Annotated in this window: 12 protein-coding genes; 6 read left to right on the plus strand and 6 right to left on the minus strand. The window is 39.4% G+C overall.

The annotated features are described in order from the left end of the window. Positions 1-228, minus strand: a 228-nt coding sequence (locus ON073_RS18335; RefSeq protein WP_274763330.1) for a hypothetical protein, incomplete at its 3' end; no start/stop codon positions are given. A gap of 254 nt (positions 229-482) precedes the next feature. Between ON073_RS18335 and ON073_RS18340 the strand changes: the two genes are divergently transcribed. The 4 genes from ON073_RS18340 to ON073_RS18355 all read left to right on the plus strand — a co-directional run bounded on the left by ON073_RS18340 (position 483) and on the right by ON073_RS18355 (position 3,650). After that, positions 483-1,073, plus strand: coding sequence for a DUF2726 domain-containing protein (locus ON073_RS18340; RefSeq protein WP_274763331.1), 591 nt, complete (start codon positions 483-485; stop codon positions 1,071-1,073). 110 nt (positions 1,074-1,183) lie between these two features. Then, positions 1,184-1,894: a 5'-methylthioadenosine/S-adenosylhomocysteine nucleosidase gene (gene mtnN, locus ON073_RS18345; protein WP_274763332.1), complete on the plus strand. Its 711-nt coding sequence runs from the start codon at positions 1,184-1,186 to the stop codon at positions 1,892-1,894. Then, entirely contained in the window at positions 1,895-2,848 is a 954-nt protein-coding gene (locus tag ON073_RS18350) for a cobalamin biosynthesis protein (protein ID WP_274763333.1), read from the plus strand. Beyond that, complete coding sequence (locus ON073_RS18355; RefSeq protein WP_274763334.1) at positions 2,826-3,650, plus strand: helical backbone metal receptor; 825 nt, start codon at positions 2,826-2,828, stop codon at positions 3,648-3,650. The genes ON073_RS18350 and ON073_RS18355 overlap by 23 nt, the downstream gene beginning before the upstream one ends. A 17-nt stretch (positions 3,651-3,667) precedes the next feature. Here the strand turns inward: ON073_RS18355 and ON073_RS18360 are convergent, their stop codons facing one another. Together ON073_RS18360 and tyrS are read right to left on the minus strand one after the other, a co-directional pair. Continuing rightward, positions 3,668-4,174, minus strand: a complete 507-nt coding sequence (locus ON073_RS18360; RefSeq protein WP_274763335.1) for a methylated-DNA--[protein]-cysteine S-methyltransferase — start codon at positions 4,172-4,174, stop codon at positions 3,668-3,670. A gap of 32 nt (positions 4,175-4,206) precedes the next feature. Beyond that, positions 4,207-5,406 (minus strand): tyrosine--tRNA ligase, encoded by a 1,200-nt coding sequence (tyrS, locus tag ON073_RS18365; RefSeq protein ID WP_274763336.1) that lies wholly within the window; start codon positions 5,404-5,406, stop codon positions 4,207-4,209. Between the two features lie 186 nt (positions 5,407-5,592). On the opposite strand from tyrS, the gene ON073_RS18370 reads away from it, so the two are divergent. Together ON073_RS18370 and ON073_RS18375 are read left to right on the plus strand one after the other, a co-directional pair. Beyond that, a complete protein-coding gene (locus tag ON073_RS18370) occupies positions 5,593-6,909 on the plus strand; it encodes a peptidoglycan DD-metalloendopeptidase family protein (protein ID WP_274763337.1) in 1,317 nt (438 codons plus the stop codon). 181 nt (positions 6,910-7,090) lie between these two features. Next, entirely contained in the window at positions 7,091-9,187 is a 2,097-nt protein-coding gene (locus ON073_RS18375; RefSeq protein ID WP_274763338.1) for a DUF6351 family protein, read from the plus strand. A 213-nt stretch (positions 9,188-9,400) separates the two neighbouring features. Here ON073_RS18375 and ON073_RS18380 read toward each other — a convergent pair whose 3' ends face one another. Genes ON073_RS18380 through ON073_RS18390 form a run of 3 tightly spaced genes read right to left on the minus strand, consistent with a single transcriptional unit; the run spans position 9,401 to position 12,592 of the window. Beyond that, positions 9,401-10,531: a sodium ion-translocating decarboxylase subunit beta gene (locus ON073_RS18380; protein WP_274763339.1), complete on the minus strand. Its 1,131-nt coding sequence runs from the start codon at positions 10,529-10,531 to the stop codon at positions 9,401-9,403. A gap of 16 nt (positions 10,532-10,547) precedes the next feature. Then, a complete protein-coding gene (gene oadA, locus ON073_RS18385; RefSeq protein WP_274763340.1) occupies positions 10,548-12,338 on the minus strand; it encodes a sodium-extruding oxaloacetate decarboxylase subunit alpha in 1,791 nt (596 codons plus the stop codon). 17 nt (positions 12,339-12,355) lie between these two features. After that, complete coding sequence (locus tag ON073_RS18390) at positions 12,356-12,592, minus strand: OadG family protein (protein ID WP_054981334.1); 237 nt, start codon at positions 12,590-12,592, stop codon at positions 12,356-12,358. Positions 12,593-13,567: the final 975 nt, after the last annotated feature.

Raw genomic sequence — 13,567 nt, forward strand, 5'->3', positions numbered from 1 at the left:
TTTTTGTTTTACATCATCAGAAAACGAATTTTTACCTGCTTCAGTACAGAAGCGTTGGTTTTCACTAGAACAAACTGTGAGATCATCAGAGAGCAGCACTAAAGTACTGGCAGAGGCTGTTGTTAGCGGTGCTAAAGCAACAAAAGAAGTTGCAAGCATTGTATTAACAACAGTCTTTACGTTTTTGCTAAACGTTTTATTTAACAGGCAAAGTCGAGCGAAGCGCATAATTAACACCATTTATTGTTATTTTATTGCGTCAATCTAGATACCGAACAGTGCGTTGCGGCAATACCCAAATTCGAATGAGCACAACGGAATCTTCAAATTTTACCTAGGTTCGCCGCGAGTAACAAGTAGTGAAGGACGTTAAGCAGGCTAAAATCATCGTTTATATACTTAAAAACAAAATTAATTGTGGCATTCAAATTGCTTAAGTTTGTTTGTAAAAATTTGCGTCAAAGTTTTGATTTGGAGTATTTATGGAACTTGTTTCTTTATTAATTTTAGTACTGGTAGTTGTGGCAGCCTTTGTTGCTTCAAAGTTTACCCATTCGGGAAATCCCTACCCCTTCACACAAAAGAAGTCGCTATTTACACAGGTAGAAACCGCATTTCTTAACCTTTTAGAAAAAGCGATTGGTTCGGATTATAAGATTGTAAGTCGTGTAAGACTGGTTGATGTGTTAGATTTTCAACCAGGCACAGATGATAAATCTCGTCGCAGTGCTCTGGCAAAAGCACAAAATAAACAATTAGATTATGTACTACTTGATAAGGAAAGCCTTAAAATTGTCGCCGCTATTGACCTTGTGAATAACGCAAGCAAGAACGGTCATAAAGCGAAAAAAGACTGGTTTGTAAATGGTGCTTTAGAATCTGCTGGCATTCCTCTAATTCGTATAAAAGTGAAATCGGGCTACAAGGCACAAGAAGTAAGACAAGCCATCTTATTTAAATTGGGTAAACAAGTGAATGCGAGTAAGCCAATTCGTAAATCAACGATTAAAAATACTCCTGTGCTATCACCTTCACAAATTAAGTCACAGTCAACCGCACTGGCACAAGTTTAAACTTTCTTATAAAAACCCGCATATTGCGGGTTTTGTTTGTCTATTGCTTGTTAACCTAGCTATAATTCCGCCATATTTATTTTTTCGCTTTCTAAATAGGCAAAATCATCATGAAAATCGGTATTATTGGCGCAATGGAGCCTGAAGTAGCAATTTTAAAAGCTGCTATCGAAAACACGCAAATCACTGAACGTGGTAGTTTCACTTTTTACCAAGGTCAACTGGCAGATCAGGACGTTATTTTAGTACAGTCAGGTATTGGTAAAGTTGCTTCGGCACTTGCTACAACACTGATGATTGAGCTTTTTGCACCTGACTGCATCATTAATACGGGTTCTGCAGGTGGTTTTGAACAAAGCTTAAACGTTGGCGATGTGGTTATTTCAAGCGAAGTTCGTCATCACGATGTTGATGTTACTGCTTTTGGTTACGAAATGGGTCAAGTACCGCAAATGCCACCAGCGTTTATTGCACATAAAACACTGGTAGAAAGTGCTGAAAAAGCGATTGCTGAAATGTCGAAAGGCATTAAAACAATGGTTGGCCAAATTTGTACAGGTGATTCATTTATGTGTGATCCTGTTCGCATCGAAAAAACACGTGAGCAGTTTCCAAATATGCTAGCTGTTGAAATGGAAGGCGCAGCGATTGCACAAGTATGTCATCAGTTAAATACACCATTTGTGGTTATCCGTTCACTTTCGGATATTGCTGGTAAAGAGTCGCCAGAGTCATTTGAATCATACCTAGTAAAAGCGTCAGAAAACTCTTCTGAAATGGTTATTGCATTACTCAATAACTTAAAGCAGGTTTCTCTGTAAGTGGGATTTGAACTCCCTCTTTTTTCTATCAGTGCATGGAGCACCTTGCTGCTTGCACTGATTACTTCCTTTATATATTTACCCGCTGAATATCACCCAACACCGCTAATTCGACTATTAATTGGCAAACTTGCAAAACGCATTTATGACGATAAATCATCCCCATTTTATCAAGTATTTTCGTCTCTGTTTTTAACCTCATTAATCGTTTGCTGCTTTACCATACTAAGTATTGGCGTTATTAGCTTTGCCCATTTCCCTATCGCATTTGAGTTACTGGTTTTGTTTTTATTTATTTCAAATCCTTACAGTAACCCAAAACTAAAACGCGCCACTTGGTTGTTAGCACAAAATCAAAAATCTGTGGTACGCGATATTTTGAGCCAATTTTTAAGGCGCGACACCACTAATTTATCTGAAACGGGAATGGTAAAAGCTATTATCGAATATCAAAGCTTAAGCTTCGTGCGTCAATTTTTTATCCCCTTGATATTTTATTACTGCTTTGGTTTTGTGATTGCCTTGGTATATTGCTTAACACTTATCTGCGCCAATGCATATTCAAAAGAAACACCACCCAATAGTAAATTTAGCCTTGCAAGTAACGCTATTATTTCCGCGTTCGAATATATTCCATTACGCCTATTTTGCTTGCCACTACTATTAAAACCGCGCACCAAAGGTTTTCATTATCTTTCTTTATTTGTCAGTAATGGTTATAACAAGAATTCTTGCTTTCTACTTTCGTGCCTTGCCGGATATATTGACAAACAAATTGGTGGCCCTGCTTTTTATCAAGGGGTTAGGTACAGTAAAACACGCATTGGGCCAAAACATTTACCTAAAATAGATGCCATTAAACACGCTAAAAATGCACTTCTTTTTGCTAGCCTATTTTGGCTTGTGATCATTTTATTGTTGGAAACAATTTATGCGCTCACCCATTATCTATAGTTTTGTATTGTCATTTTTCTTTTTTTTCAGCCATGCTCTTTCAGCTTCACCTAAACGTATTGCCACACTTGCTCCTCACTTAACGGAGTGGACCTATTCACTTGGTAGTGGTGATCACGTAATCGCGGTAAGTAGCTATAGTGATTTCCCAGAAGACGCAAAAAAGCACCCAATAATTGCTGATGCAAACGGCATAAACTTAGCAAAATTAGTTGAGCTAAACCCCGACCTTGTTTTAGTTTGGCGCTCGAATGCCAAACTTGGGCAAATTGAAAGAATGAAGCAATTAGGGCTAAATGTATTTATATCAGATCCACATACGCTCGAAGATATCGAAAAAGAAGTTACAGCGCTTGGTGAGAAGTTATCGCAACAAGTCGCTGCCATAAACTACACCACACAATTTAAAAACGATATTGCACAATTAAAACAGCACTACCAAAAGTCACAATTCGCCCCAGCGTTTTTTCAGCTATGGCATACCCCTATTATGACTGCAAATAAGCACACTTTGGTTAATCAAATCTTTGAAATATGTGGCCTTGAAAATGTGTTTGCCGCAAGCGATGTTAATTACCCAACGGTTAATAAAGAACAAGTAATGCTGAAACGACCTGAATTTATTGTGATTTCAGAAATGGATGAAGACAATGTGCAGTCTGAGATTTGGCAAGGTATGGTGTCTATCCCTGCGGTGAAGAAAGGGCAAATAATCAAGCTAAATCCTGATCATTTACATCGCTACACCAACCGTGTGCTTATTGCTGCCAATGAACTTTGCCGCAAGGTTAGTGCTTTTTAATAGTAATGTTTGAGGGTTTAGATTAAGCCCTCAATCTCAAGTAATCGCTGCTTAGCATCAAGCCCACCAGCATAGCCAGTCAATTTACCATTACTGCCAATAATACGATGGCAAGGCACAATAATTGATATTGCATTGGCGCCATTGGCATTTGCTACCGCGCGAACCGCACTTGGCATATTCATCGACTGCGCTAATTGGCCATAACTTTGTGTGTTTGCAAAAGGAATGGTCATCAGTGCTTGCCAAACCTTTTGCTGAAAGTCAGTACCAACCAACTTCAACGGTAATGAAAATTCGCTAAGCTCTTTTGCAAAATAAGCTTCTAACTGATTTATTACCTGCTTATTAAACTCACTTTTAGCAAATATAAACTCAGCCTTAAGCCCATTACTAATTCGTTTATCAACACGCGACCTTGCTTTACGATTTTGCCAATCACACAAGCATAATTGTTCATCTATAGACCCTATAAGCAATTCACCTACCGGGCTTTTATATTCTGTGATAATTATTTTAGACATATAAAAAAGCCCACTTTCGTGGGCTCCTTTTATTAATTTACAGTCACTTTTGCAAATTTACGTTTACCTACTTGGTAAACTTCACAACTACCAACTTCAATCAGCATTTTGCTATCAGACACTTTTTCTTTCGCATTGATTTTAACAGCACCTTGCTTAATCATACGAATTGCTTCTGATGTACTTGCAACTAAACCAACTTCTTTAAGTAAGCTAGCAATAGTAAGTTCGCCATCTGCCGTAATTGTTACTTCAGGAATATCATCTGGTAACGCATTTTTTTGGAAACGCTTAATGAAATCTTGATGTGCTTCTTCAGCAGCTTCCGCAGAGTGGAAACGTGCGATCATTTCTTTTGCAAAATCTATTTTGATGTCACGCGGGTTAGTACCATTTGCAACTTTTTCTTTAAGTGCTTCAATTTCTTCAAGGCTTAACGCACTTAGTAGCTCGTAGTAACGCCACATTAAATCATCAGAGATTGACATTACTTTACCAAACATATCGTTTGGTGCGTCCGTAATACCAATGTAGTTACCTAATGATTTAGACATTTTTTGAACGCCATCAGTACCTTCAAGTAATGGCATCATTAATACTGTTTGCGGCTTTTGACCTTCGTCTTTTTGCAATTCGCGGCCCATTAACAGGTTAAAACGCTGATCGGTACCACCTAACTCAACATCTGCTTCAAGAGCAACCGAATCCCAACCTTGTACAAGCGGATATAGGAACTCATGAATTGCAATTGACTGGCCACCAGCATAACGCTTTTTAAAGTCATCACGCTCTAACATACGCGCAACCGTCTGGCGCGCAGCAAGTTTGATCATGCCTGCGGCACCTAACTTTTCCATCCACTCAGAGTTAAATGCAACCAATGTCTTTGCCGGATCAAGAATTTTAAATACTTGTTCTTTATATGTTTCTGCATTGGCAAGCACATCTTCACGAGTTAGTGGCTTACGTGTTACATTCTTACCTGTTGGGTCACCAATCATGCCTGTGAAGTCACCAATTAAGAAGATAACTTCATGGCCAAGATCTTGGAATGTCTTCATTTTGTTGATCAGTACAGTGTGACCTAAATGAAGATCTGGCGCTGTTGGATCAAAACCCGCTTTGATTTTTAATTTTTTACCTGACTTTAGTTTTTCAACTAATTCTTCTTCAATCAGGATTTCTTCTGCACCACGCTTTATTTCCGCTAACGCAGCTTGGATATCAGCCATGTATTTCTCCAATTGCCAAAGTATATTTGCGAACTTTGACAAAAATTCATTTTTAATGATAACAATTTCTTGATTCTACCCTATATTTTGGTCACTTTAAATGCACAAAACACTGGCACTACAGGTCATATAAGGTTATTCTGATTTTATTCTCTTTTATTTAATTAATGTAGCAAAAGGCACATTATGGTTTTGCAAGTAAAAAAACTACCGAAAAAACATAAAATGTTGCTCGCTGGGGTAGTTACATTTATTACAGCTTTGGTGCTTCTACCCTCTGAAAAGGCGAGTGCGTCAAGGCAAACCAATCAAGATGCGCTTGAAATTGGCAAGCGTTATGAACTTGCAATTGAAGTAGAAAAATTAGAACAAGAAGCTGTTACCACCAAAGCTGAAGAGGTGTTGCCGGAAGTAACTCTTAATTTTAAAGAGTTCAAAGTTAAAAAAGGCGATAACCTAGCTAAAATATTTAAACGCGCAGGTTTTTCAGCTTCTACTCTTCATAAAATTGTTAATGCGAATAAGTTAAACAAACAACTCACCAAAATTCATCCCGGTGATTCACTGTTTTTTGCCGCGAACGAAAATAACGAGCTTATTCAATTAAACTATCAAATTAGCCGCACAGAAACTTTAATTGTCAAACTCAATGATGATCAAACGATTAGCTCAAGCCTTGATAAAAAAGACATTGAAAAACGCACTGAATACGCATCAGGTATTATTGATTCAAGTTTTTGGAATGCGGGGATAAGCGCAGGCCTTAATGAGAAGCAAATCATTAATTTTGCAAATATTTTTGGTTGGGACATCGACTTTGCTAACGATTTGAGAAAAGGCGATGCATTTACCCTAATCTATGAAAATCATTATGTTGACGGTGAATACATTGGTACTGGTAAAATTTTAGCTGCTGAATTTATTAACCAAGGCGAAAACTATGCCGCAGTGCGCCATACCGATGATAACTTCTATACCCCAGAAGGTCGTAGCTTACGCAAAGCATTTTTACGCGCCCCAGTTAACTTTAGGTATATTAGTTCGAACTTTAACCCACGTCGTAAGCACCCAGTTACTGGTAAAGTTAAAGCACACCGCGGTATTGATTACGCAGCAAAAACTGGCACACCGGTTGTTGCAGCGGGTAATGGTACTGTGATTAAAGCAGGTTATAATAAATACAATGGTAACTATGTATTTATTCGCCATGGTCAACAATATGTGACTAAGTACTTACACTTGCATAAACGTAAAGTAAAACGTGGCGAAAAAGTTAAACAAGGTGAATTAATTGGTACTGTTGGGGCAACCGGACGCGTTACAGGCGCACATTTACACTATGAATTTTTAGTAAACGGTGTGCACCGAAATCCACGAACAGTTAAGTTACCAAAGGCACAATCACTGCCAAAATCTGAACTTGCTAATTTCAAGCCATACGCACAAGAGATGCTTGTAAGTTTACAGAAAAACAGAGAGTTACAACTCGCACTAGCAAAATAGCATAATAAGGCACCTAATGGTGCCTTATTCGTTCTAACAGAGACGAAATCTTCTGCCTATACTTAAATCTAAGGAGGCAGAGATTATGTTGTTTATTTTACTCGTCAGACGCGTCATTCTTATTAGCCTCTGTTCTTTTTTATTAACTTGCACCCCTGTACCCCACTCCCAGTTTCGCGTTTTGAACACAGCACCTTTACAAACAACAACTCAATTGGATGTTGAGTCGCACATTCGCTTTAGTAAAAGACCAACAGATTTTGTTAAATACCCAATTGCGCTTGGTTCAATAGGCCCCGTTACACCTCTTTATGCAGGCGCAAATCGCTATCCGTTTTCCTGTGACACAATGCGCTCTGGACTTGGTCAGCCCGAGGTAGACAACCAACAATCATTTGGAACTGCTGTCTATCGTGAAGATGAAACTGGCAAAATCACCAATACTATTGTGGGCTACAGTAAAGACTGTTTAGCACGCTCAAAATTACGTTACTTTGCTCTTAGCCCTGATGGTAAAAGTGATGAGATATTTTCCCTTTCACAATTTAAAAGAAAAGAAAATAGCCAACAGCTGCTACTCATTAGATTAGAACAAGGCACAATTAATCGACATATCTACACCATTGCTATGCCAATTACACCACACGAATTTGGTAGTTGGAAAACCCGCTCGCTTTGGAACAACAAACTCATTTATCAGTTTGCTGGCGGTGTTGGCATTGGCTTTAGTCAAGGTAAAGTTAATCCCGCTAAATTACTTAATCGACGTTATCGCGAGTTTCATAAAGGCTATGCAGTAATTACATCAAGCGCCAATAAAACGAGTTATACCTATAATATGCTCCTTGCCGAAGACACAGCTTGGCGCGTTAAACGCCAATTTGAGGCACTTTACGGTAAACCTCAATATACCATTGGCATTGGTGGCTCTGGCGGTGGCCTTGCCCAATACCTAATTGCACAAAATAGCCCAGGTTTAATTGATGCAGCTATTCCGCTCTACTCATACCCTGACATGGTTTCACAAACCATCTACGCTTTAGATTGCGATTTATTTAATACGTACTACCACTTTAAAAGTGAGTTAGCACAGTGGGATAACAGCGTAAAAAAACGCGCTATTGAAGGCTTAAATAATGCAAAAATAGAACATAAATCATGGTTTTACACACCCATCAATCAACTTATAACAGGCCAAACACTTTATCGTCCAAAAGTATATAGTGAATGTGTACATGGCTATTTTGGCTTAAGTAGTCTAGTCAATAACCCAGCACAAGGTTTTTTAAAGCCATTATTTAGTCAAACCATTAATCACCAAACTAACTGGAGTTATTGGCAAGACTTAGCGCTTATTACACAGCCAAAAGGTGAAAAAAATGTCCCAGCGCTTTGGGACAACCAAGGTGTGCAATATGGATTAAAAGGGTTACAACAAGGAGTATTATCACCCGAGGAGTTTTTGCATCTCAATTACCATATTGGTGGCTGGAAACAACAATCCAAACAGCAACCTGAACAGCTGTTGTTTTTTCCTTTTGTTAAAACCCCCATTTGGTTAACGCAATGGAGTCGCCACAATATAACGAGTGCAGACGACAAGCCAGCACAACGCACTCACTCAAATATTGCGGCAATTAAACAAGCCTATCGCTTTGGCCAAGTTTATTTAGGGGTAAATGATATTCCCACTATCGATATTCATCACTACCTCGAGGAGCAGCTTGATATGCACCATATCTCTACTTCTTTTGCGACTCGTTTACGAATACTGAAGTATCATGGAAACCTTAAAAACCACCGAATTTGGATATCAAACAAGCACTACACGCCACTTAATGAGGCATTTGAAGCTTTAGATTTGTGGTTAACAACACAAAAAGCACCGTTAAACGCCAGTGATCGTTGCTTTGGTGAAGAAGGTGAAGTCATCGCTGACGGGGAAGAAGTATGGAATGGTGATTGGAATAACCAAGACGATGGTGAATGCGCACGCCACTTCCCAATTTATACCAACTCACGGATTCAAGCTGGCGGCCCTTGGGCTGGCAGCGTATTTAAATGCCAACGAATTTCAGTAGAGCAGGCTATCAAGCAAGGTGTTTACCACCCTATTGATATGACACCTTATCGTGACAAGTTAGCACAAACATTCCCTAACGGTGTTTGCGACTACAGCAAGCCCGATTTAGGAAACCCATTTAGCGAATTAAATGGTAAATTAAGCTTATCACCATTGAAATCATTACCAGTGGCCAAATCCAGCGAGCAATCTTAGCAGTTTGCTGTTCTGAAAATCGAACACCTGATTTTTCAATCAGAGGAATAATGACAATTAATGCCACAAAAAGCACAATCAACAAAATGAAAACATTCATTTAAAACAATCCAATGCATTAGCTTAGAAAGTGATTGTATCGAGAAAAGTGCAGATAAAAAAGCGGCCGAATTAACGGCCGCAAAATGAGCTGGTTGAGCTCTACGATGAATATTATCCCACCATGGCAAGCAGTATACCGGCAGCAACTGCACTACCAAGTACCCCTGCTACATTTGGCCCCATCGCGTGCATTAACAAGAAATTATGAGGATTTGCTTCTAATCCAACTTTGTTAACAACACGTGCCGCCATAGGTACTGCAGATACGCCCGCCGCACCAACTAATGGATTGATAGGTGTTTTACTGAATTTATTCATTGCCTTTGCCATCAGAACGCCTGAACCCGTACCAATACCAAACGCCACCGCGCCAAGCGCTAAGATGCCTAAGGTTTCAACCGTTAAGAATTGATCAGCCGCAAGCTTTGAACCAACAGCCAAGCCAAGGAAAATAGTAGTAATATTAATTAACTCGTTTTGCGCTGTTTTACTTAAACGATCCACTACTCCTGACTCACGCATTAAATTACCTAAGCAGAACATACCCACAAGAGGTGCTGCCGCAGGTAAAAACATGGCTATAAGCACTAATACTAATAACGGGAAGATAACCTTTTCAGCTTTGCTTACATGGCGTAACTGTGGCATTTCAATATTACGTTCAACTTCAGTAGTAAACAGCTTCATAATTGGCGGCTGAATAATTGGTACTAATGCCATATAAGAGTATGCAGCAACCGCAATCGCGCCAAGTAAATCTGGTGCCAGTTTTGACGCTAAGAAAATCGCTGTTGGACCATCTGCACCACCAATAATCGCAATGGCCGATGCATCTTGCAGTGTAAACTCAAAACCTGGAATGTAGTTTAAGAAAATGGCGCCAAATAAGGTGGCAAAAATACCAAACTGCGCAGCCGCTCCTAGTAACAACATTTTAGGGTTAGCAATCAATGCACTAAAGTCAGTAAGCGCACCGACGCCCATAAAAATAAGCAGTGGGAACACCCCTGAATCAATACCAATTTTATACACGTAGTACAGCAATCCACCGGCTTCTGATAAACCAGCTAGTGGAATGTTGGTTAAGATTGCCCCAAAGCCAATTGGCACCAATAACAATGGCTCAAAGTTGCGTACAATTGCGAGATACAGCAATAATGCACCAACCAGCATCATAATCAGCTGAGGAAATTCTAAATTGGCAATACCCGTCGCTTGCCATAAGGTCATTAAGCTTTCCATTACAACTCCCCGACCTTTACGCTAACGACAATAAAGGTTCGCCAGTTGCAACTGAATCCCCTTCAGATACAAATATTTCTGCGATAGTGCCATCTTTAGCTGCGCGAACTTCAGTTTCCATCTTCATCGCTTCCATAATAATCACAACATCACCTTGAGACACTTGTTGGCCAGGCTTTACACTCACTTTAAAAATATTACCTGACAATGGTGAATTTAGCGTTTCAGCAGCATCAACAGAAGCTGATTGCGGCAATACATCTGTGTGCTGGCTTGCAGCACTTGGTGCTGGTTGAATATTGGTTAATTCACCACTTGGCGCCACACTTACCGCATACACTTTACCGTCAACACTGATGCTGTAATGTTCTGTTTTACCATTACCTTTTGGTGCTGGCGTTTGCTCAGTTGGTAACGGCTCATTGCTTGGTGCTGGCTCAAATGCTTCAGGATTATTACGGTTTTTCAGATATTTCAAACCTATTTGCGGGAATAATGCATACGTTAATACATCATCAATCACATCATCGGCTAAATCTAATTTATCTTTTTGTGCAATTTCATCTAATTCTTGCTCGAGTTTGCTTAGCTCTGGTTCGATTTGATCCGCAGGGCGACATGTGATTGGCTCTGCACCATCAAGTACACGCTCTTGCAATTCTTTATTTACAGGTGCTGGCGTTGCACCGTATTCACCTTTAAGTACACCTGAGGTCTCTTTAGTGATTGATTTATAACGTTCACCAGTAAGTACATTTAAAACAGCTTGTGTGCCTACAATTTGCGACGTTGGTGTTACTAATGGCAAAAAGCCTAAATCTTCACGTACTTTTGGAATTTCCAGTAATACATCGTCTAACTTATCTTCTGCGCCTTGTTCTTTTAACTGGTTTTCCATGTTTGTTAACATGCCACCTGGCACTTGCGCTAACAAAATACGGCCATCAACGCCTTTTAAACTACCTTCAAATTTTGCATACTTTTTACGTACTTCTCTAAAGTAGGCTGCAATTTCTTCCAATAGATTCATATCTAGGCCAGTGGCACGATCTGTATTCTCTACAATTGAAACCATAGTTTCAGTAGCACTGTGACCATACGTCATACTCATGCTCGAAATTGCGGTATCAAGCATATCGATTCCGGCATCAATCGCTTTTTGGTATGTTGCTGTACTTAGGCCTGTTGTTGCATGGCACTGCATTGCAATTGGTACTGCAACAGTTTCTTTTAATCCTGAGATCAGTTTTTCCGCATCATACGGATTGAGTAAACCCGCCATATCTTTAATACAGATTGAGTGAACGCCTAAATCTTCTAATTGTTTTGCTTGATCAAGCCACATTTGTAGGTTGTGAACAGGGCTAACTGTGTATGAGATTGTACCTTGTGCGTGTGCACCTACTTTTACCGCTGACTTAATTGCCGTCTCTAAGTTACGCACATCATTCATCGCATCAAAAATACGAAATACATCTACACCGTTTTTATGTGCACGTTCAACAAAACGTTCAACAACGTCATCGGCATAATGGCGATAGCCTAGTAAGTTTTGTCCACGCAGTAGCATTTGCTGTTTAGTGTTTGGCATTGCCGCTTTTAAGGCACGAATGCGGTGCCAAGGATCTTCACCTAAATAACGAATACATGCGTCAAACGTCGCCCCGCCCCACGATTCCATTGACCAATAGCCGACTTTATCCAGTTTTTCAGCAATTGGTAACATATCTTCTAAGCGTAAACGGGTCGCGAGTAATGACTGGTGTGCATCGCGCAGTACTAATTCGGTTAATTTTAGTTGTGACATGATTTGGCCCCTTCTTATTATTGCTTTTCGCGGTATTGCTTAACTGCCGCGGCAATCGCAGCTACGTGGCTTGTTGGTACTTGATTCCCTGATAATTTAACTGGATTTGGCGTTACCTCAGGCGTTTGAAAATTCGCAAGTACTTTAGACATTGCTTTGATGGTAAAGATAAGTATCGTCAAAAAGACAAATACCACCACCATACCTGTTAACATTAAAACAGCCGCCTCTAACAGCAATTCTGATACGTCCATTCCCCACCTCAATCAAGAATTTTTAGTTAAATATTTTTAATAAATATTCAAAATTGGTAATCAATATTGATCACTTAAACTTAGTTGTCAATTGGTAAAACCAATTCACAACACTATACATTATTAAACACTCCATTAACAATAGGCTAAAAAGATGACAAACATGAGCTTATTTCATGACTTATTTTGCTCCATGATTAGTCATACTTAACTAGCTAGGCAATAGAAATTAAACACCTAGTGTTATAATCAAATCAATCTATTCGGAATGAGTTATTCTAGAAATAACACATGAAATTGGTAAGACCATTTTTTATGTTCTAACTTATACTGTTAGATAAGAATGGTTATTCAAATTTAAATTCACACTTTACGTTAACGTAAAGTAACAATGAAAAACCTTTGAAAATGGGGAATTTAACCAGATACGTTTGTGGCTGGATTGAGATTTGAGATTAACTGAATTTCACCTATCAGCAACCACTTCAAATTAACTAATGCCACCTAAAATGAACGGTAGTTTACATCTAACTCTGATGCTTTCTGTCTAATTAATTTTAGATACAATAAACCGACGTTTGTCGATTGATGACACTTCAAAAGAAGTAGCGGACGCGGGACTTCTTTACCTAAAAGAGTAAACCTCCGACCGCCTGGTTCGTAGCCAGGTACTTTATCTAGCAGAGCTACGCGTTTACAGTTTCGTTTCATTGAATTTCAGACATAAAAAAACCGACGTTTGTCGGTTGATATCACTTCAAAAGAAGTGGCGGACGCGGGAATTCTTTACCTAAAAGAGTGAACCTCCGATCGCCTGGCTCGTAGCCAGGTACTCTATCCAGCTGGGCTAGGCGATCGCAATATGTCTTAGTGTTTATATCTAACTCTGATGCTTACGAACCGTGTTCGTTGCCAACTCGAGCTAGGTATAAATAAGTAATGAAATTTAGGCACAAAAAAACCGACTCTCGTCGG

This window comes from Pseudoalteromonas sp. G4, assembly GCF_028875915.1.
In the GTDB taxonomy this organism is placed as follows: Bacteria; Pseudomonadota; Gammaproteobacteria; order Enterobacterales; family Alteromonadaceae; genus Pseudoalteromonas.

Excerpts from the sequence above, each read along its gene's own strand:
- ON073_RS18340 (WP_274763331.1), top strand. The coding sequence starts at position 483 with ATGGAACTTGTTTCTTTATTAATTTTAGTACTGGTAGTTGTGGCAGCC.
- mtnN (WP_274763332.1), top strand. The coding sequence starts at position 1,184 with ATGAAAATCGGTATTATTGGCGCAATGGAGCCTGAAGTAGCAATTTTA.
- oadA (WP_274763340.1), bottom strand. The coding sequence starts at position 12,338 with ATGTCACAACTAAAATTAACCGAATTAGTACTGCGCGATGCACACCAG.
- ON073_RS18390 (WP_054981334.1), bottom strand. The coding sequence starts at position 12,592 with ATGGACGTATCAGAATTGCTGTTAGAGGCGGCTGTTTTAATGTTAACA.
- ON073_RS18370 (WP_274763337.1), top strand. The coding sequence starts at position 5,593 with ATGGTTTTGCAAGTAAAAAAACTACCGAAAAAACATAAAATGTTGCTC.
- ON073_RS18360 (WP_274763335.1), bottom strand. The coding sequence starts at position 4,174 with ATGTCTAAAATAATTATCACAGAATATAAAAGCCCGGTAGGTGAATTG.
- ON073_RS18380 (WP_274763339.1), bottom strand. The coding sequence starts at position 10,531 with ATGGAAAGCTTAATGACCTTATGGCAAGCGACGGGTATTGCCAATTTA.
- tyrS (WP_274763336.1), bottom strand. The coding sequence starts at position 5,406 with ATGGCTGATATCCAAGCTGCGTTAGCGGAAATAAAGCGTGGTGCAGAA.
- ON073_RS18355 (WP_274763334.1), top strand. The coding sequence starts at position 2,826 with ATGCGCTCACCCATTATCTATAGTTTTGTATTGTCATTTTTCTTTTTT.